The sequence below is a fragment of the Paenibacillus sediminis genome (assembly GCF_017873765.1).
Taxonomy (GTDB): Bacteria; Bacillota; Bacilli; order Paenibacillales; family Paenibacillaceae; genus Paenibacillus_AG; species Paenibacillus_AG sediminis.
This window is the reverse complement of sequence record NZ_JAGGKP010000001.1, coordinates 674,963-695,530: the sequence shown is the minus strand read 5'-3', so window position 1 is coordinate 695,530 and position 20,568 is coordinate 674,963. Positions and strand designations below refer to the sequence as shown.

General features: G+C 42.6%; 21 protein-coding genes and 1 other annotated feature. Of the genes, 2 read left to right on the top strand and 19 right to left on the bottom strand.

Translation table 11 applies throughout. From position 1 onward, the window contains the following. Positions 1–113: 113 nt before the first annotated feature. The 18 genes from J2Z20_RS03395 to J2Z20_RS03310 form a co-directional block, all read right to left on the bottom strand. A complete protein-coding gene (locus J2Z20_RS03395; protein WP_209845382.1) occupies positions 114–1,616 on the bottom strand; it encodes an AAA family ATPase in 1,503 nt (500 codons plus the stop codon). Next, a complete protein-coding gene (locus J2Z20_RS03390) occupies positions 1,609–2,142 on the bottom strand; it encodes a hypothetical protein (protein WP_209845380.1) in 534 nt (177 codons plus the stop codon). Before J2Z20_RS03390 ends, J2Z20_RS03395 begins: the two co-directional genes overlap by 8 nt. A 170-nt stretch (positions 2,143–2,312) precedes the next feature. Next, a complete protein-coding gene (locus J2Z20_RS03385) occupies positions 2,313–2,795 on the bottom strand; it encodes a cell wall elongation regulator TseB-like domain-containing protein (protein ID WP_209845377.1) in 483 nt (160 codons plus the stop codon). A gap of 27 nt (positions 2,796–2,822) precedes the next feature. Beyond that, positions 2,823–4,127 (bottom strand): amidohydrolase, encoded by a 1,305-nt coding sequence (locus J2Z20_RS03380; RefSeq protein ID WP_209847234.1) that lies wholly within the window; start codon positions 4,125–4,127, stop codon positions 2,823–2,825. Then, a complete protein-coding gene (locus J2Z20_RS03375) occupies positions 4,117–4,767 on the bottom strand; it encodes a redox-sensing transcriptional repressor Rex (protein ID WP_209845375.1) in 651 nt (216 codons plus the stop codon). Before J2Z20_RS03375 ends, J2Z20_RS03380 begins: the two co-directional genes overlap by 11 nt. Before the next feature lie 36 nt (positions 4,768–4,803). Continuing rightward, on the bottom strand, positions 4,804–7,674 hold the full coding sequence (dinG, locus tag J2Z20_RS03370; protein WP_209845373.1) for an ATP-dependent DNA helicase DinG: 2,871 nt from the start codon (positions 7,672–7,674) through the stop codon (positions 4,804–4,806). Between the two features lie 185 nt (positions 7,675–7,859). After that, positions 7,860–8,504: a tetratricopeptide repeat protein gene (locus J2Z20_RS03365; protein WP_209845371.1), complete on the bottom strand. Its 645-nt coding sequence runs from the start codon at positions 8,502–8,504 to the stop codon at positions 7,860–7,862. Positions 8,505–8,630: 126 nt separating this feature from the next. Continuing rightward, a complete protein-coding gene (gene panD, locus J2Z20_RS03360; RefSeq protein ID WP_209845369.1) occupies positions 8,631–9,011 on the bottom strand; it encodes an aspartate 1-decarboxylase in 381 nt (126 codons plus the stop codon). Then, positions 9,004–9,903, bottom strand: coding sequence for a pantoate--beta-alanine ligase (gene panC, locus J2Z20_RS03355; RefSeq protein ID WP_209845367.1), 900 nt, complete (start codon positions 9,901–9,903; stop codon positions 9,004–9,006). The genes panD and panC overlap by 8 nt, the downstream gene beginning before the upstream one ends. Then, positions 9,900–10,766, bottom strand: coding sequence for a 3-methyl-2-oxobutanoate hydroxymethyltransferase (panB, locus tag J2Z20_RS03350; protein WP_209845365.1), 867 nt, complete (start codon positions 10,764–10,766; stop codon positions 9,900–9,902). Before panB ends, panC begins: the two co-directional genes overlap by 4 nt. A 293-nt stretch (positions 10,767–11,059) precedes the next feature. Then, positions 11,060–12,034, bottom strand: a complete 975-nt coding sequence (locus J2Z20_RS03345) for a biotin--[acetyl-CoA-carboxylase] ligase (RefSeq protein WP_209845363.1) — start codon at positions 12,032–12,034, stop codon at positions 11,060–11,062. After that, positions 12,031–13,320 carry a CCA tRNA nucleotidyltransferase gene (locus J2Z20_RS03340; protein ID WP_209845361.1) on the bottom strand — a complete coding sequence of 430 codons (1,290 nt, stop codon included), beginning with the start codon at positions 13,318–13,320 and terminating at the stop codon, positions 12,031–12,033. Before J2Z20_RS03340 ends, J2Z20_RS03345 begins: the two co-directional genes overlap by 4 nt. Positions 13,321–13,353: 33 nt before the next feature. Further along, positions 13,354–14,514, bottom strand: coding sequence for an N-acetyl-alpha-D-glucosaminyl L-malate synthase BshA (gene bshA, locus J2Z20_RS03335; RefSeq protein WP_209845359.1), 1,161 nt, complete (start codon positions 14,512–14,514; stop codon positions 13,354–13,356). 38 nt (positions 14,515–14,552) lie between these two features. Next, a complete protein-coding gene (gene bshB1 / locus J2Z20_RS03330) occupies positions 14,553–15,257 on the bottom strand; it encodes a bacillithiol biosynthesis deacetylase BshB1 (RefSeq protein ID WP_209845357.1) in 705 nt (234 codons plus the stop codon). A 34-nt stretch (positions 15,258–15,291) separates the two neighbouring features. Continuing rightward, positions 15,292–15,720, bottom strand: a complete 429-nt coding sequence (gene mgsA, locus J2Z20_RS03325) for a methylglyoxal synthase (protein ID WP_209845355.1) — start codon at positions 15,718–15,720, stop codon at positions 15,292–15,294. Positions 15,721–15,734: 14 nt separating this feature from the next. Then, positions 15,735–16,538 carry a 4-hydroxy-tetrahydrodipicolinate reductase gene (gene dapB / locus J2Z20_RS03320; protein WP_209845353.1) on the bottom strand — a complete coding sequence of 268 codons (804 nt, stop codon included), beginning with the start codon at positions 16,536–16,538 and terminating at the stop codon, positions 15,735–15,737. A 31-nt stretch (positions 16,539–16,569) separates the two neighbouring features. Next, on the bottom strand, positions 16,570–17,097 hold the full coding sequence (locus tag J2Z20_RS03315) for a tetratricopeptide repeat protein (RefSeq protein WP_209845351.1): 528 nt from the start codon (positions 17,095–17,097) through the stop codon (positions 16,570–16,572). A 56-nt stretch (positions 17,098–17,153) separates the two neighbouring features. After that, a complete protein-coding gene (locus tag J2Z20_RS03310) occupies positions 17,154–17,486 on the bottom strand; it encodes a nucleotide pyrophosphohydrolase (RefSeq protein WP_209845349.1) in 333 nt (110 codons plus the stop codon). A 166-nt stretch (positions 17,487–17,652) separates the two neighbouring features. Here J2Z20_RS03310 and J2Z20_RS03305 point away from each other — a divergent pair, with 166 nt between their 5' ends. Beyond that, positions 17,653–18,531 carry a YitT family protein gene (locus J2Z20_RS03305; protein WP_209845347.1) on the top strand — a complete coding sequence of 293 codons (879 nt, stop codon included), beginning with the start codon at positions 17,653–17,655 and terminating at the stop codon, positions 18,529–18,531. A gap of 56 nt (positions 18,532–18,587) precedes the next feature. On the opposite strand, the gene J2Z20_RS03300 is transcribed toward J2Z20_RS03305, so the two are convergent. Next, positions 18,588–19,589: a tryptophan--tRNA ligase gene (locus tag J2Z20_RS03300; protein WP_209845345.1), complete on the bottom strand. Its 1,002-nt coding sequence runs from the start codon at positions 19,587–19,589 to the stop codon at positions 18,588–18,590. A gap of 56 nt (positions 19,590–19,645) precedes the next feature. Next, positions 19,646–19,892 (bottom strand) — a binding site (T-box leader). A 150-nt stretch (positions 19,893–20,042) separates the two neighbouring features. On the opposite strand from J2Z20_RS03300, the gene J2Z20_RS03295 reads away from it, so the two are divergent. Next, complete coding sequence (locus J2Z20_RS03295; protein WP_209845343.1) at positions 20,043–20,546, top strand: hypothetical protein; 504 nt, start codon at positions 20,043–20,045, stop codon at positions 20,544–20,546. Positions 20,547–20,568 lie beyond the last annotated feature (22 nt).

Sequence of the window (20,568 nt, the reverse complement as noted above, 5' to 3'; positions counted from 1 at the left end):
TTCATCTCTCTTTATGTTGCACTCTAAGATGTCGAAAAATACGTTATTATGCCCAATTTCTAATATATCTTAGCACGACAAAAATGTAAAAAAAAATAACCAGCATAAAAAAATTATGCTGGCAAAAGCTTCATGTCACGAATTTGACACCGAAATTCATCACCGGATAATGTTTCTTCTCTCATCAAAATATCGAGTGAGTTTTCGAATATTTGTTTATATTGCTCAAGCTGTTCTTTCGTTTGCTTCATAAGCTCATCCAAAATATACGAGTTTTCTTTCATGAGCTCATCTTTCGTAACCATATCCATGTTTACAATACCTAGGTTCGTAAGACCTGAAGCCATCATCGTCTGCACAATGTTGAGCGCCTGCTCAAAGTCGTTGCGTGAGCCTGTACTGCGGCCCCCGTAGAAGATCTCCTCTGCAGCTGCCCCGCCAAGCGCAATCTTAATTTGCCCTTCCAAATAAGGCTTCGTATACAGATACTGCTCTTGCTGCGGATTGTGTCTAACATATCCAAGCGCTTGGCCACGCGGACTCAATGTGACTTGGCGAACACTGCCGGGATTGACGAGTTCAGCCATAATGGCATGTCCGAGCTCGTGAATCGCCACTCTCCTCTTCTCTTCAATCGTCGCTTCACGGTCGGTTTTTTCACCCATCATCACTTTATCGATCCCCATAGATAAATGACGCTGCTCAATCTTCGTCAAATTTTCTCTTAATGCATAGATGGCAGCTTCATTCATGACGCTCTCGAGCTGTGCACCTGAAAATCCGTAAGATTCTTCAGCTATTTTATCCAAATCAACATCTTCATGAAGCGGTTTATTTTTCGCATGAAGCTCTAAAATATGCTTTCTGCCTTTTTTGTCTGGCAAGTCTACTTGAATGTGACGGTCAAAACGTCCAGGACGTAGAAGCGCACTGTCCAGCATTTCCTTACGGTTCGTCGCTGCAATGAGCAAGATCCGCGGAGTCTCGGATGAATAAATACCGTCCATTTCCGTAAGCAATTGGTTCAATGTCTGGTCATATTCACGCTGCTGACCGCCTTCGCGTTTCCCGCCTATAACATCAATCTCATCAATAAAGATAATGGCGCTCTCTTTATTTTCTTTCTGAGCGCGCGTTCTTGCTTCTTTAAACAATTCTCTCACACGACCGGCACCTACACCAACGTACATCTCAACGAACTCACTGCCAGACGTAGCGACGAACACGGAATTCGTATAATGTGCAGCTGCTTTAGCCATCAATGTTTTACCGGTACCCGGAGGACCTGTAAGCAAAATTCCCTTGATCGGGCGAATCCCAAATTTCTTAATATCTTCATGACGAATTAGAAAATCTAATGCTTCCATCAGTTCTTGCTTCGCATGCTCCTGACCGCCTATTTGGTCAAAGGAAAATTGAGGGACGGCCCCTTTGTTCCGTTTACGTCCTGCACCTGCGCCTACAGCAATGCCTCCGCGTAACTGTACAGCTAACATCAAGCCGCCAATAAGCAGAGCGCAAACGACAATCGGTGCCACATTAACACCAATATAGACTAGAAAAATAATGAGCACTGGAATAAAGCCCATCAATATCTCTTTCCAATATTTATGCATTTGGCCATACCCCCATTTTCTCAGGATTACGAGGGAGAATAATAAATTTGCTTGCTTTACCATCTTTTAATGACACATAAACATTGTTGTCATCAATATCGGTTGTTACTTGCAGCGTTCCGTAATTTTTCGCTAGCTGCTGCAATTTAACGGGTATTTGAGAATACTGCTTACTTGCCATCGATTCGGCAACCGAGAATAAAGCTTTAGACCACCACTCATCTAACTTCTTATTTGAATGATCCTCAATATCTAAGTTTAGCTTACGGCTGCCAATAACAGATTTACCTTCAGTAGATATTTGCTGTACCAAACCTCTCAGATCAGTATTCGGTTCTAAATCCACTTTAACATTCACTTGATCTTTCGATATATGGATATGCGCGTCTTTAACGCCATCATATTTCTTCACAATTTGCTCCAGAGGACTTTGTAAAGCAAACCGATCATAACCATACCACCCGCCGAACAATACTGCAGCTGAGATGATAACTGTCAACACGACTGGAAATATACGCAGTTTCATTTCATGTCCTCCTCTATACATTAATATATATCAATCATCTATCAATCTGACACAAATAAGAGTATATCACATTTGATATACGATTTCGAAGGGAATCGCTGTGTGAGTATGTAATAATAGACAAAACAAAAAGTCCAGCTGTTTAGCTGGACTTGTCGCTTACGACCTGTTTAACTGTTCGGTAAAGTATATGTTTCTCCGACTTGCTGACCATCTGAAAAACGATAAAAACGATAATTATAATGATCGTCATCTTTGTAGAAAACTTCCCATACATATTGCTGTTCAAATACAGATGGTATGAGATGTACAATTCTTATTCCTGGAAGTTCGTTATACACTTTTGCTTTGATGTCTTTAGCAGATACACCATTCTGCTGAAGCTCCGCATGAACTTGTGTGCTGCTTACCCAGACGATCATATTCTGCCCAGCCGCATTTTTACCATAAATAATGTAGTATACATCATCCCAAACTGACTTCTGAGTCTTCGTAACTGAGACTAATTGTGTTTCTTTCTTCGCACGAATAATCGCCGCATCTTCTTTGTTCCACTCATCTTGCTGTGTATATATGTAGTAACGATAAATACCAAACAAAGCAAGGAGCAGTATAACGACTGCGAGCCAAATCCATTTTCTATTGTTCTTCAAGCCTGTATCTCCCTTTCTGACGAAGCGTTATGATCTAGCCAATAACCCTTCAAAAGCGGCTTGCGCTTCCCGCCGGATGCGTTCTTCATCTAATGTTAGGCATTCGCCGTGTTTAATGACTTGTTTACCGTCTACCCATACATGCTCTACATCTTTGCTGCTAGCTGAATATACCGCATGGGATATAAAATCAGTATGCGGCAGCAAATGCGGCTGATCCATATTAATCGCTATGAAGTCGGCTTTCATGCCAGCAGACAGAGAGCCAACACCTTCTAAGAACAGCGATTTAGCTCCATACTCCGTTCCCATCCGCAGCGCTTCCATAGCAGGAATAGCAAGAGGATCGCCAGTAGCCCCTTTGTGAATGAGCGCAGCAAGACGCATCTCCTCGAACATGTCAAGGTTATTGTTGCTTGCAGGTCCGTCTGTTCCTAGTGAAACAGTAACTCCCGCTTTTAGAAGTTCCGGAACACGTGCAATGCCGCTCGCCAGCTTCAAATTACTTCCTGGGTTATGGGAGACAGCAACCCCGTTAGCTGCTAGAATTTCAATCTCCTCGTCCGTCAAATGAACTGCGTGCGCAACGAGCGTAGGTCTAGAGAAGACACCCAGCTTTTGCAAATGCGCCACAGGACGAAGACCGTAATCCTTCACATTTTGCTCCACTTCCGCCTTAGTTTCTGACATATGCGTATGAATCGGCAAATTCAAATCATGTGCAACCTGTACAAATTTCTCAATATAATCTGGCGGACATGTATAAGGTGCATGCGGTGAAATCATCGTCGTTATTCTGCCGTCCGCTTTACCATTCCAATCTTTTGCGAACGCAGTAGCTTCATCAAGCTTTTGCTTCTGTACATCAGGAGAACATAGTCCAATAACACCGCGTGTAAGCACGGCTCTCATCCCAGATTGTTCTACCACTTTAGCTACTTGGTTCATATGATCGTACATGTCGAGGAAGGTTGTTGTCCCTCCTTTTAACATTTCAAGAACAGACAGAGCGCTTCCCCAATAGACATCCTCACCCGTAAACTTCGCTTCCATCGGCCACATTTTCTCCTGCAGCCATACTTGAAGTGCTAAATCATCACCGTAGCCGCGCAGCAAAGACATCGCGACATGACCATGCGTATTGATTAATCCTGGCAAGAAAAACAAACCTTTACCGTCGAATTCCGTGATTTGCTCATCGAGCTTCGGACGTTCTTCACCAATATACGTAATTCGATCATTTTCAATAAGCATATACCCACGAATGACAGGCTTGTCTTCCGTTAATACGGCAAAAGTACCGTTCTTAATAAGCCATTTATTAGTCGTTATCAACATGATCCTCTCCATTTTCCAAGTAGTAAGCTAAACTTAGTAAATCCGTTGTAAAATCAGCCGTATGAACTCGAACATGCGGCGGTGTTTTGAGTATGGTAGGAGCGAAATTGAGGATCGCTTCAATTCCAGCTCCAACCAACAAATCAGCTACTCGCTGGGCTTCAATATCCGGTACCGTAATAATTCCAATTCGTATGTTTAGGTTTTGAACGGTTTCATTTAACTGTTCAATAGGCTGAACTACAAGGGTGTTTGAAATTTTGTTGCCGATTTTTTTCGGGTTTGAATCAAAAGCGGCAACAATCTTCATGTTATCTTTTATATAGGTGTTGTAGTTCGATAACGCTTGACCTAAGTTACCCGCACCGACGAGTGCCACATTGATCTGCTGATCTAGCTTGAGGATATGACGGATTTTGTCGATAAGATAAGATACATCATATCCAATACCTTTGCGTCCGAAATCGCCAAAATAAGCTAAATCTTTGCGGATTTGAGCAGGGTTTAAATCGAGTCTCTGTCCTAGCTCCTGTGAGGACACCGTAGACACTTCACGCTTGAGGAGCTCAGTTAAATATCTTAAATAGATCGGTAATCTGCGTACAACTGCTTCTGAAATTTTGTCTGACTTCATACATGCTCCCCCTAACCAAGTTTCCGACATACGAAATTAATTTTGTTTCGCATCTGAGTCTAACCATTCCGTAACACGCGGAACCATTTGACCCAGCGCCATATGTTCCATTTTAGGGCCCGGAAGTGAATATAAGAAATGTTTTCCATAGTAAGTTTCGATGACACGTGTATCGTATACGACAACGATGCCGCGGTCTTGTGCAGTTCGAACCAATCGTCCGAATCCTTGCTTAAACCGAATAATAGCTTGCGGTACAGACAGCTTCATGAACGGATTTTTCTTCTGCTGTTGAAGTCGCTCACTTTTCGCTTCTACAAGCGGATGATTCGGCGGTTGGAACGGCAGACGAACGATAGCAAGACATGTTAGTGCGTCACCGGGAATATCTACGCCTTCCCAGAAACTGCTTGTTCCAAGCAGTACAGAAGCAGATTCCCCTTGAAAACGTCTAGTCAATTTACTGCGGCTACCGCTGTCTACCCCTTGGCCAATCACCGTAATGTCTTTTGCAGCGAGTGCTTCCTTAAGCGGATCGTACACTTGACGAAGCATGCGGTATGAGGTGAACAATACAAGCATGCGTCCGCGTGTTGCAACGGCTAGATCAGACAGCGATTTAACAAGTGTTGATACAAAATGATCATCCCCTACGCTCCCTTTCACACTCGGGAAATCACGCGGAATGACGAGCAGTGCTTGTTCCCGATAACGGAAAGGTGACGGCAATTGCGTCGTCATGAGCCGGTTCGTATCTGCTGATTCTTGAAGACCTAATTGTTCGATCATGTATTGGAACGATTTATCTACGGATAATGTCGCAGATGTCAGAATAACGCTTTTTCTCTTATCGAAAAAGTATTCTTTCAGCTGTTTGCTTACGTCAATCGGCACAGCATAAAGCTGCATGGACTTACTCCGATATTGGCTGTTCGCTTCAAGCCAGTACACCGTTTCTTCATCGTCTAATTTCATGAAGGAACGTAAATTGTCCCGCTCGTTCGCTAAGTCTTTTAACAATCCGGAAATGTCTGTAATCAAACTATCTGAACTGTAATCATCTTGCTCTTCCTTCATCTCAGCAAGCAGTTTTTCCCCTTTACGAACGACATCACCTATTGAGACATAAATTTGATTCTCAATGGGAGCGAGCTGATCCCAATCTTTCGGTTTCTTATTAGGAAGAAGTCGCAGTACATATTGGCCTGCTTCACCTGTTGCAGCATCGCTGCGCTCAGGAAGCAGCGTATAGAGCAGCTCGCTTAGCCGATCCCAATGTTCCTTCACTTCAATCAGCGAAGGATAAATAGAATCGATAACAGAAGTCCACTCTACAGATTTCTCATTCGCTGAAGCTTGAAGCTGCATACGCAGGTTAGGCAGCTGTCCTGTCTTACTATCCTTATACAAACGCATTAAAGTATGCGCTACGGTGAAATAGCTCATTTGCATACCTAAATGTTTGCCTGCTACATCTTCTAAATGGTGAGCTTCATCCACAACTAGACGGTCGTACGATGGCAGAAGCTGATGATTTGCTTTCACATCTGTGAACAGCTTGGAGTGATTCGTAATGACCACATCGGCAATTCCCGCTTCATGTTTAGCTCTGTGATAATAACATTTGCGGAACCACGGACAAGCGCGTCCTAGACATGAATCAGAATCACTTTCAACGGTTTCCCAGAAATCGCCGCCGTTTCGGCCTAAATTCAGCTCTTCATCATCCCCTGTTTCTGTCTGTGCGAGCCAAATGATCATCTGTGCTGCAGTCAGAAGTTCCTCTCTGGAAGGGCCGAAATCTTTTCTGTTTATTTTCAGTTCAAATTTACGAAGGCATAAATAATGTTGTCTTCCTTTGAACACAGCCGCTTGAAACGGAAAAGGCACGACTTCTTTAAGGAGCGGAATGTCTCTTTCCCGCAGCTGCTCTTGCAAATTGATTGTATGCGTGCTAATCATAACCTTCTCATCATTTTTTACGCTGTGATAAATCGACGGAAGCAAATATCCTAGCGATTTACCCGTTCCGGTCCCAGCTTCAATGAGCAAATGCTTGTCCTCAGCAAACGCTTTAGTAACCTCGCCAAACATAATATTTTGCGATTCACGCTGCTCATAGTTCGGTAAATGTTCGCGTAATCTATTTTGCACATCTTCTAAGAACTGATGGAAGCTTACGCCTGCAAGTGGATTACGCTCTTCCTCTTCACGAGGCGGCTGAATGTCAGTCCAATCCTCAACCTGCAGAGCAAACTGCCTAAAGTACGCATATCTCTGGTCGACGATATCTTGGTTCGGCTCATGCTCTTTCTGTTGACGCACTGTATCAAAGAACCAGCCTAAATCGCTGTCTTCACCGGCAAATAAATCACTTAAACGCTGCAACGTCAGAAGCGGAAGATCATCAATTTCCTCCAAGCATTTTAAGAAAACATAAGCGGTCGCCAGCGCATCACTATCGGCTTGGTGCGGCCTTTCATGCAGAATACCGAACTGAGATGTTACATTTCCAAGCTGATATGATGTGAGTGACGGGAATAATATTTTCAAAAAATCGATTGTATCTAAAATTCGCCCCCTAAACGGTAAATAACCGGCTCGATCTAGCGCATTTTGTAAAAAGTTAAAATCAAACGCCACATGATGACCTACCAGAACTACATCATCCAGCAGCGGAACCATTTCCATCATTACTTCATCTAATCCGGGTGCGTTTGCCACGTCTTCATCATGAATGCCTGTCAATTGGGAAATAAATGGCGGAATAGGCATTCCGGGATTAACAAATGAATGATATATACGGGTAATCGATAAATCATGATCTATAATGGCAAGTCCCACTTGAATAATTTCGTCAGAGGACTGATTTCCAGTTGTTTCAAAATCAAGTACTGCAAATTTCATTTCATTTAAATCCCTTCCATTACAGTCTCTTTAACAGAATAACAGAAGTTCGCTATTTTGAAAATTAAACCGAAGGTAAAAGCTAATCTTTAACAGAAACCATTGTCCCTATAACAAGAAAAGGGCGATGCAGGGCAGTCGTAACTGCACATACATCGTCCTTCATCAAGTAATCTTAAGCTTGTTTACATGAGCGATGCGAGTTCGCTTCCATACTGCAGTTTTCCTGAACTTTGCAAGCAGGCCTCCAAATTAAGAAGCGGCTCAGGAAACACGGGATCATAACGATGAGCGAGCATAAATAATTCCTTAGCCTTCTCCAAATGATATTGCTTCGCCTGAATACAGCCTAGCGCATTATAAACGATCGCGAGTAATTTATGATTGTCCGTTAGTGAAACGATCCATTTAAAATGCCGGCACGCTTCCTCTGTGTTGTTCAGATGCAAATGCGAAAGCGCCATGTAAATACGAACGAGCATACTGTCAGGATACCTTTGCACTGCATCATCAAACTGCTGTATCGCTTTGGAATACATACAGAGCTTAAAGTATCCCTGCCCTTTCACAAAAGCATCATCCTTCAGTTCAGGCAGATGCATATGCAGCCCAAACGCTGACATTTGCTGTTTTTGCTCAAAATCCGCCTGCTGAATCACATTTAGTTTTTCTTCAAAATTAAGCCATTCTTCAATCATGCTGTCACTCATCTGCTTCAGCATCTGCCATTGCTGTTTTAATTCTTGTTTCTTAGTGCCTTGGGCTGTTGGGTAGTACTTAATAATATCGTCTAACATGTCATTCATTTCCGCAAATACATGTTGAAACATCGTTTGCATCCCACCCTTAACGAAAATGAAAGGAATCAGTGCGAAGCTTATGTTCATTTTTTGTTGCTTAGGCGCTTTTCATTCCTGCTTGCCATGGATTTCATAAGGGATGCAATTAATTACCCGTTATAGAACAACCCCATGCTCCTCTTGAAACTGCTTAACAGGCTTATTATGTTCATCAACAAGCACCACAGTCGGAACATGTGTTTTAATTTCTTCAGATGACATCATAGCGTATGAAATAATAATAACCGTGTCTCCAGGCTGAACTAATCTTGCTGCAGCACCATTCAAACAGATGACTCCGCTGCCTCTTGGACCTGGAATGACATAAGTTTCAAGGCGTGCGCCGTTGTTGTTATTTACAATTTGAACTTTTTCATTTGCGAGTAAATCTGCGGTTTCCATTAAATCTTCGTCAATCGTAATGCTTCCGACATAGTTCAAATTGGCTTCTGTAACAGTAGCGCGGTGTATTTTCGATTTCATCATTGTTCTAAACATGAGAAACCACATCCTTTCCATGAAGTACAACATTATCAATAAGACGCGTGCTACCGAACTTAACAGCTAAAGCAATAATAATTTGATTCTGAACGAAGGATAATGGTGTACTTGGATGAATCAAACTCAGTTCAGGGAAATTTAAAATTTGAACATAATCAATAACTGCTAGCGGTGCTGATTCGATATGACGAACGACCTGTTCCTGAAGCTCCCCTATCGTAATGTTGTCATTCGTCGCGATTAATTGCTTAGCAAGCTGAAGCGATTGTGAGAGCACGAGCGCTTGCTTACGTTGTTCAGGTTCTAAATACACATTGCGTGAGCTTAGAGCAAGACCATCTTGTTCGCGGACGATCGGGCAAGGTACAATGGTCACCTTCATGCTCAAATCTTGAACCATTTGCTGAATAACTGCTACTTGCTGCGCATCTTTAAGTCCAAAGAACGCATAATCTGGATCTACGATATGAAACAGTTTGCTTACAACAGTGGTCACTCCATCAAAATGACCTGGACGAGATGCGCCGCATAATTGTGATGTTAAATCCGCAGATACGCTAACTTTCGTCTTTATAGGCTGAGGATACATTTCTTCTACGGACGGCATAAATACGATATCGACGCCCTCGCGCTCCGCTAAAGCTAAATCCCGTTCTTCATCACGAGGATACCTTTCATAATCTTCGTTCGGGCCAAATTGAATCGGATTAACGAATATGCTAAGCACGACTATATCAGCCAATTCCCGTGCTTTACGAAGAAGACTGGCATGTCCTTCGTGAAGAAATCCCATAGTAGGGACAAAACCAATTTTTTTATCAAGACCAGATGCGATCTGTTGTTTTCTTATTTCATTCCGCAGTTTTGCGATTTCGCGAACGACGATCATTGCTCTGAACTCACCTTTCCTTTTCCATAAAGCGAATCTAAGACTCCATCTTCAGCGTTAAACACATGCTCTTCAGCTGGGAATTTACGTTCCTTCACGTCTTTTACATAGGCACTGATGCCATCTCGTATGATTGTACCGAGATCTGCGTATGTTTTAACGAATCGTTTGTCACGATAATTCGAATCATATTTAAGTACATCATGATATACCAGAACTTGACCGTCACAGCCTCGTCCAGCACCAATGCCAATCGTAGGAATGGACAGTTCCTTAGAAATCGCTTCAGCAACTTCCTCAGTTACGAGTTCGAGAACAACTCCGAACGCTCCGGCTTTCTCTAACGCTTTCGCTTCTTCAAGAAGCCGCCCCGCATCAGCAGCATCTTTCCCTTGAACACGATATCCGCCGATTTGGTTAACAGACTGCGGTGTTAAGCCGATATGTCCGAGGACAGGTACCCCTGCTTTGACAATAGCGGCAACCGTGTCACATATTTCTAATCCGCCTTCCATCTTCACAGCATGTGCATGTCCTTCCTGCATGAGCCGTTTCACATGTCCTAGGGTCGTATCCAAACTTCCGTGGTATGTCATAAAAGGCATGTCGGCAACAATAAAGGTATGACTCGCCCCGCGCGCTACGGCACGCGTATGATACACCATATCTTCAATCGTTACAGGAACGGTTGAATCGTAGCCAAGCACCACATTACCTAAAGAGTCGCCAACAAGAATAACATCGACATCCGCTTCTTCAGCCAGCTTGGCAGAAGGATAGTCGTATGCCGTAATCATCGTAATTGGATTGCCTTCTTGTTTCATTTTCTTCATGTTTACAATGCTTAAAGCACGTTTAGCCATCGTATCAGGCTCCTTTTTGATAGTATGATAAAATAACACAACAAAAAACCTTTTAGCTTTCACTAAAAGGTCCGGAGTCCAAAAAAGAGTCACTTGCGATCGTCCCTTCTGTCTCGGTCCCCTCGGCTCAGAGCAGAATCCAACGTAACACACTAGATTCGTATGGCTTACAAAATATTCACTTTACAATCCATATAAGTACAGTTCGGACTCAAAGCCGATACCGCCTCCTCGGATAGTATAGCAAAAGCGACATTCGTTGTCACCCTTAGAATACAGAAATTAAACTTCTTCTAACAACGGCTCAGTTGTACATCTGCTGAAAAAATAGTATGCCGAACGCCGTTGGCATCTTCTACAATAAGTGCACCGGATGGATGCAGTCCTATAGCGGTCCCCTCAATAAGATCAGTCGCTGCCTGAATACGAACAGGTTGATGCAGTGTAATCGACAATGCTTCCCACAGCGACGCAATCGGCGCGAAGCCTTCCTGTTGGTATAACTCATAAAGTGATTCCGTCTCTTTCATTACAGCGCCAATCAGTTCTGCTCGGTCAATAGGCTGTCCAGACTCCACTTTCAATGAAGTGGCTACAGAACGCAATTCTTCTGGATAATCTTCTTCATCTAAATTAGCATCAATACCGATGCCGACAATACAATAACGAATGCGCTCATCTTCGGTCGCCGATTCGATTAATATGCCGGATATTTTACGTCCGTTAATAAGCAGATCGTTAGGCCATTTGATGCCTACATCGAGCTTAGTCAGACTGCGAATTGCCCGACAGACGGCCACAGCCATCATAAGAGTAAGCTGCGGTGCGTACGGCAGAGCAATAAGCGGACGAAGCACGAAGCTCATCCATATGCCTTTGCCTGCAGGAGAGTGCCATTTCCTGCCGAGCCTTCCTTTGCCCGCAGTCTGCTCTTCTGCAATGACTAGAGTTCCTTCTGGAGCGCCTTGTTCAGCGAGTCGCTGAGCTTCGATTTGCGTGGAGTGAATACTGCCAAACAGCTTGACGTGTTTAACAAGGGGAACGTTCGCAAGCGCTTTTAACAGCAACGATTCATGAAGACGATCCGGCTTATAAGTAAGCTTGTACCCTCTTCGCGATACGGCTTCAAATTGATATCCTTGTTCCCTCAATTTATTAATTTGTTTCCATACAGCTGTCCGGCTGATCGATAGACGCTTGCTCAATTCTTCTCCAGATATATAGTCATCTCTACTTAGCAGCAAATCTAATAGCGATTGTTCATTCATAGTTTATTCATCACTCGCTTCGCTTGTTCCAATAATTGTTGTTTGTCATTCGGTACTTGCCCAGCTGCCACATCGAAAAGCAATTGTTGCAGCAGATTACCAAGCCAAGGACCGGCCGGTATGCTGAGTTCCTGCAGAACTTCTTTGCCTGTTACAGCTAAATCTTTCACATGCTTGACTGTAACGTGCTCGTTCCACTCTAACGCTTGATCTAGAATTAGCTTCATGAAAGGATCATGCTCAGAAGATTTTGTCCGCTCGAACACGAGCCAGTTATGAATAGTCCCTTCATCATAGGTTAGTAATTGACGGATCCATAATAGACGTAGCTCATCCAGAGCAATCTTGTTTGGTTTTTCAATCAGAGTAGGCAATTCGGTATAAATATGTTCACTCATGCGTAGAATATCGGAAATTTCTTTCGCCTTCACATTGGAAAATGTCCATCGCTTTAATAAGCTCAAGGCTTCATCTGATTTCAGACCAGCGGCAAAAAGGAGCATTGCCCAGCGTATAGAAGGCTTGTCTGCTGGAAGTTGATCAAGCATGGTCACCTTACTCTGATCAATATTAGCTGAACTAAGCCCAATTTTAGGCAAATCAAGCAGTCTACTTCTGCCAAGCAGCTCCAATCCTCGTAATGGATGAGGACCTGCCATCATCTTTTCCATTTCGACTCGAATGCGCTCCATCGCAATATCATTCATGAACTCACGATGTTGAATAATCGCTCTCCATGTACTTTTCGCGAGATTAAAATGAAAGACAGAAGCAAAACGCACCCCTCTTAACATACGCAGAGCATCTTCTTTGAAACGTTCGTCTGCATCTCCTACGCACCTAATGATTCCCCGTTCAATGTCTTCCATTCCGCCAAATGGATCGACCCACCTACCATCAAGCGATAAGGCAATCGCATTCATCGTAAAATCACGCCGCTTCAAGTCTTCTGTAATATCTTGTACAAACGACACACTCGAAGGACGTCGATGCTGTTCATAGACAGACTCCGTACGAAACGTCGTCACTTCAAAGCTATACCCGTCTAACAGCACCGTTACCGTACCATGCTTAATGCCTGTCGGTACTGTTCTCTCAAATAGAGATACCACCTCTTCGGGATGTGCAGAGGTGGTAATGTCCATATCATGAATAGGACGGCCCATCAGTTCATCACGAACACAGCCGCCCACCCAATAAGCTTCATATCCCGCATTCATCAGCGTGCGCAGAACCAATTCCGCTTGTTGCACCATACCAGGCTCTCCAAATTTCCATTTGTTCATCTCGAATACACCTCCAGCGTTTGCCTGTACTATTTAACGACACACTGGATTTAATTCAGGCAACGATTTTTCGAGCACCCGATAATATATTTGTTCATACTTATCCGTCATCGAGTCTGTACTAAACACGTTATGAGCACGGTCGATACTAGCTTCAGCGAATTGTTTCAAGAGCGTCTCATTTTTAAGCAGCGCGATCGTATAATCGGCCATTTTATCCGTATCCCCAATTGGAGCTAAGTAACCTGTCTTGCCATGCACAATCAGTTCGGGAATTCCACCAGCCTGCGACCCAATCGTTGGTACCCCGCAAGCCATTGCTTCAAGCGCGACAAGTCCAAAACTCTCCTTCTCCGAAGGCAGCAGCAGCACATCGGCCATGGAAATCACTTGCGCGATATCATCTTGTTTGCCCAGGAAATGAACACGATTTTCAAGACCTATTTCTTTGATGCGGCATTGAATTTTAGGAAGCTCAGGGCCTTCGCCGACGAACAGAAGACGCGATGGAACCTCTTTGTTTACTTTTTCAAAAATATCAACGACATCGTTCACCCGTTTCACGGGGCGAAAATTGGAAATGTGCATCAATATTTTCTCATTAGGCGATGCAAAATCTTTGCGAAGATCGGCTGAATCGCGCGGATAATAAAGCCGTTTATCAACAAAATTATATGTCAAATCAATAGGCTTCGTTATATCAAGAGCATCCCGTGTCTCACGAATGAGATCTTGCGATACTGCCGTTACGGCATCACTTTCATTGATCGCAAGCTTAATTAAATCTTTGAGCGACTCATCTTGACCAAGGACTGTAATATCGGTTCCATGCAGGGTAGTTACCAGCTTGAACTGATCGCCTACCATCTGTTTTGCGAGAAATCCGCAGACGGCATGAGGCACTGCATAGTGTACATGCAAAATATCAAGCTGCTGCATCTTCGCGACCTGAGCCATTTTCGTAGCGAGTGCTAAGTCATATGGAGGATAGCGGAACACATAGTAGTCGTTCACTTCGACTTCATGATAATAAATATTTTTCTGAAACGCCCCTAGACGGAACGGAACACTGTGTGAAATAAAGTGAATCTGATGACCTCTTTCGGCCAGCAGTTTACCCAGTTCAGTAGCAACAACGCCGGAACCGCCAAGCGATGGATAACAGGTTATGCCTATCTTTAAAGGTCTGTTCATATGGAAATCCCTCCTTTCCGTCTTCGTTGTATAGTATTTTATGCTTCTTTTGGTTTAAATAGTTGAACTAAATAAGGCGACTTGACCGCAAATCCTTCAGCATAAGGGATTAGCTGACGTTGCCCCACCAGTGAATCTCGTGCTTTAACCCTCTCAACATACCCTTGGTTCAGAGGTGTGACTACTGCACTTGATGCAGAAGAGAACTGTGACTCATAGCAAGATAGAGCCCGCTCTTTCACCTCATACTGCTCGGTGACATCTACGATAAGATCCGTCTGTCCCAAATCATTTATGAAATAAAAATAAAGCTGCTGAACGTTAACGGGAGGCAACTCCGGCATATAGCGGCGCAGCTTAGCATTAAATACAGCCTCTTCGACAATTTTACTGCACATGACATGATCTGGATGGCGGTCTTCCCAATAAGGAGCAAAAATAATTTTTGGTTTATGACGCCGAATTTCAGAGGTAACTGCCGCGATAATCTCTGGCGTTACGAACAGCCCGCGATCAGGCAATCCCAAGTTTGTACGGATTGTAAGGCCGAGCACATCCGCTGCAGCCTGCGCTTCTTGTTTGCGCAGTTCCACAGTACCGTTAGAGGACATTTCCGCTTCCGTTAAATCACAAATGCCTACTTTGTATCCGGCAGCGACATGCTTAGCAATGGTGCCTGCCATTCCAATTTCCGCATCGTCCGCATGTGCACCGAATATCAATATATCTAATTGTTCACTCATTTTTCGATCCTCACTCAATTCACGATTGCTAACATTATTTATCCCCGTCAACACCAGGCTTATATTTATCTACTAAATCTCTCCATCTAAAATCCCCGCGATCAAGCGCTCTGACGAGAATTTCAGCTGTCGCGATATTCGTAGCCACTGGAATGCCTTGTACATCACACAGGCGCAACAGAGCAGAGATATCCGGTTCATGAGGCTGCGCCATAAGCGGATCTCTCAAGAAAATAATGAAGTCCATATTATTCTCAGCGACAAGCGCGCCTATTTGTTGATCGCCGCCTAGAGGACCAGACATGAATCTTGTAATTTGCAAGCTTGTACTTTCCATAATACGCAGTCCGGTTGTGCCTGTGGAATAAAGCTTATGACCTTTAAAGACATGTTCATAAGCAATGACGAAGTTAACCATTTCATCTTTTTTACGATCATGGGCGATAAATGCAATATTCAACACGATTCACTCTCCTATTATTCGATAAAATGATCGAATCCGTATATGAGTCCTGTATATTCCATCACTTTTTTAACAGCTAGATTAACCCCTGGCATATAACCTGCACGTTCGTAAGAATCATGTCTTATTTTCAAAGTCTGTCCGAAAGCGCCAAAAATGACTTCCTGCTGCGCGAACACACCAGGCAGACGAACGCTGTGAATGCGAAATCCATTGTAGTAACCGCCGCGTGCGCCTTCAATTGTTTCTTCTTCCTTCGGATTTCCTTGACGAATCTCTTCCCGATTCTTCGCAATAAGCTCAGCCGTTTTCACAGCAGTTCCTGACGGTGCATCGAGCTTCTGATCCCCGTGATATTCTATAATTTCCAGGTGTGGGAAATATTTCGCGGCTTGAGCAGCAAATTTCATCATCAGAATTGCACCGATGGAGAAGTTAGGTGCGATTAGACCGCCTATACCTTGATCTTGGCACTGCTTGTCCAATTGTTCAATTTGCTCCGGCGTGAAACCCGTTGTCCCAATTACGGGCCTTACCCCATATTTAATAGCTAATTGCGTGTTCGGATAAGCAAATTGCGGTGTCGTAAAATCGACCATCACATCAGGCTTGCTACCAATTAACGCCATCTCCAAATCCGATTGAACCAGCACACCGCAAGCTGGAAGACCTACTAATGTACCTGCATCTTCCCCTTCGTGCGAACGATTGACAGCTGCAACAAGCTCTAGCTGTTCGTCCTCAAGTACCATTTTAACAACTTCTTTACCCATCCGTCCTGCAGCTCCAACTACAGCCACTTTTATAACATTAGACATGCATGTTTCCTCACTTTCCTTATTCAGTAGATCAATGTTCTATATATGCTTTCAATTGATTTTGCAGTTGTATCAATAATTCTGCGATTGTTGAATTATGCGGATTTATGATCTGTGCTTCTTTTAATACCGAGATTGCTTGTGGATATTCCATTAGTCCAGCGTAGCTCATCGCAAGCCATACATATGCTTCAGCACAAAGAGGATCAAGGGCAATTGCTTCTTTAAGCTGCAAGATAACCTCATAATAATGTTCGGTTGTTAGGAACTCTGCCGCTAAAAACCGCGTCTTTACTTTTTTGGTCAGCTCTTGCGCCTTTAATCGATGAAAATGAATGAGATATGGTGTATGCTTTTCATCCAGTTCCAAGGCACGCTGTGCATGTTCGATTGCTTTATCTAACCGATCATTCCGAAAATACGTAATCGAGCACTTATAATGAATGTCTGCATTATGAGGCTCTAGCTGTAACGCTGTCTCAAACCATCTAATAGCCTGTTCAAAATCATTTTGAAAAATGGAATAGTAAGCTTTCTTGACGTAGTCCTCTGCGTTCATATGCTGACCCCCTTTTGGGTGGGAACTTGTACTATATGATCAGCATATGTTTTCTATTAAGAATCGGTGTTTACTTTTGTCCACCTATTCGCATCACGAGTGTTGAATTTTTCCATCACTTTGTTATGCGCAGTCGTCAAATCAATTCCTAATGAATTAGCAAAGCAAACCGTAATAAACAAAATATCGCCAAGTTCCAATTCAATTGAATTGTCTTCCTCGGTCGGTTTTTTAGGCTTTTCGCCGTATGTGTGATTCACTTCACGAGCAAGTTCGCCGACTTCTTCAGTCATTCTCGCTAACATGGCAAGCGGGCTAAAGTAACCCTCTTTAAACTGAGATATGTATTTGTCGACTTCTCGTTGAATTTCAGCCAAAGACTTTTCCATGGCGGTTCTTTACCCCCAATATTGCAGATATGTTTATCCATATGTTATCGTATTGCGCTTTTGAAAACAAATCATTTTTTAATTGTTCAGAAAAAGGTATACTATGAAATGTGCTCAAAATTACCCATTCTTAAAATTTAATAAAACGAGGGATTAATGTATTCGTATGAACACGTCTAAGATGATTACTCAACTGAAAACGATCATTCCAATTGTGCTTGGAGCCGCGATTTATGCTTTTGGTCTCCTCTATTTCATCATTCCGAATCATTTAATGGAAGGCGGAGTCACTGGGATAACGGTGCTGCTCAATTATGGGTTCCACATTCCTACTGCGATTTCAAACTTATGTATTAATATCCCATTATTTATACTTGGATGGAAAGTGCTTGGCAGCCGCCAAATGATTTATACGGGAGTGGGAATCGGAGCCGTAACATTATTTCTCTGGCTTTTTGAAAGTCTTATTGATAACGGGTTGTTCGAACCGTTCAAAACGGAGCATGATTATATTCTAGCTTCCTTATATGCAGGAGTTACATTAGGCGCCGGACTAGGCATCGTATTTCGTTTCGGAGGAACGACCGGCGGCTCGGATATTATTGCACGAATCTGCAACCGGAAGTTCGGTTGGAGCATGGGACAAGTCATTTTGGTCGTTGATATTATTATTATCGGAGCATCTTTACTGTTTATTTCAAAGGAAAAAATACTGTATACATTTGTTGCTGTCTACATAGCCTCTAAAGTCATTGACTTCATCCAAGAAGGGGCATACAGAGCGAAAGCATTTACGATTATTAGCGACCACGGACCCGACATCGCTGACGTCATCACGAAAGAAATGGATCGAGGGGTCACTTTAATCCCTGCTATTGGCGCATACTCCAAAATGGCGAAGCACATCGTCTACTGTGTCGTCTCTCGCCAAGAGATACGTAGACTCAACAGTATCGTCAAAGCGATTGATCCAAGGTCATTTGTCATCATAAGCGATGTTCATGACGTGCTTGGTGAAGGATTCCGTGAGGAAAAAGAAGAATAGCTCAAAGCCAGTGTGCCTGCGATATGCAACCGTGGCGCAACTGGCTTTTTTTTCAGCTACAAATATCGTCCAATTCTTTGTTTAATTCTCTCTAGTAATGGTATAGCTAGCGATCTCGCTTTCTCTGCCCCTCTAGAGAGAATTTCATCGATTTGTTCAGGTTGTGAAATCAGATCAAAATATCTTTGCCGGGGCTCTTCTAAAAAAGAATTCATCACTTGATATAGTTCATTTTTCGCTTCCCCCCAGCTGATTCCGCTTTGAAATCTGTCCTTCATCTGATTAACTTGCTCTTCAGTTGCAAATTCCTTATATAAAGTAAAAATATTGGATTGAGCAGGATCTTTCGGCTCATTCGGAGGAACAGAGTCTGTTTTCATTTTCTTAATGAGCCTAAGCAACGACTCAGATGATTCGAACAACGGGATGGTGTTATTGTAACTTTTGCTCATTTTCCTTCCGTCCATTCCAGGTATGACAGCGGTATTCTCATCCACTCGATAATTAGGTAATTTAAATGTCTCACCAAAGGTTCTATTAAAATGCTCTGCGATATCTCTGGCGATTTCCACATGCTGTATTTGATCTTTACCAACTGGCACTATATCAGATTGAAAAAGGAGAATATCTGCTGACATCAAAATTGGATAAGTAAATAACCCCATATTTACACCCGTATCAAGGTCCGCGCCGATTTGTTCGTTTAACTCTCGAATTGCCTTATAAGCATGAGCGCGATTCATCAGTCCTTTTGGAGTTAAACACGCTAGAATCCAGCTCAATTCAAATATTTCGGGCACATCGGATTGTCTATAGAAAATTGCTCTTTCAGGGTCTAAGCCCAGAGCCAACCACGTCGCAGCAATTTCATAGGATAATTGATTAAATTGTTCTCTGTCCTGAATAAATGTTAATCCGTGGTAATCTGCAATAAAATATAGGGCAGTATAATCATCATTGTCAGCAAGCTGCAGTGCCGGTTTTATTGCACCAATATAGTTGCCGATGTGCACTTTTCCGGTTGGTTTAATTCCGGTCAATACTATTTTTTCCGCCATCTGTTACACTCCTCTCTTGTTATAAAAATAAAAAAGTTCCCCATCCTTATATCTTCTATAAGGACGAGAAACCCCGTGGTACCACCTTCATTAGCCCATGTAAACAGACTCACTTCATCGTATCTAAGCACAGATGCTTTAATACGTGTCTCTTGTAACGATGAGACTTTCGCCAAAGCCTACTCACAATTTTTCGGTTTGGATGCTCAGAAGCCCACTTCGGCATAATTTCTACACTGATTCGCACCAACCATCAGCTCTCTAGGTATACGTTATGCTTACTCTCTTCATCATCGCAATGATCTATTTGTTTAATTTAGAATATTACACTAAAATAAAAATTTGTCAAATATATCTAATTGGTGAGATGGAGATTGTGAAAAACGAAACTTTATTACAAAATTTTACGTTTAAATTAATGTAGTTGCTAATCCAGCAAGGGGGTTGTTAATTATGTTTACTTCATTTAAGTATGTAGCTGTTCTTAGTTTAATATTGATTACACTTGCTGGGTGCAATCATTTATCATCTGAGGATGCTATGAAAACAGCACAAGAATTTAAAGAGGCCCAATTTAATGTAGAAAGGTATCATTATCAAGATGGAATTACTCCTGAATTAATGAATGAAGTAAGAAATAAATTATCTCCTTTTCAAACTGAAGATTTTCTAGAAAAACAAACAAAAAATCGAATTCTTATTCTACCTTTATTAGTGGCGTGGTCTCAGAAATCAACTCTAAGTTTAGAAGAATTGAAATTTGAACCCATCAGCCAAGACAAAGAAAGGAAAATAATTAATTTATCATATACAGGTACACTTGTTCTTGATGAGGAGGGGGAAAAGATCAATTTAAGCGGAGTAATGAGCCTTAAGAATACAAATAAATCGTGGAAAGTTACTTACGATAACTTTAATGCCAAAGATCTGTTTAATTTAGCAATGGAAAGAAAATAGAGTACAGTAATTCTATTCCAAT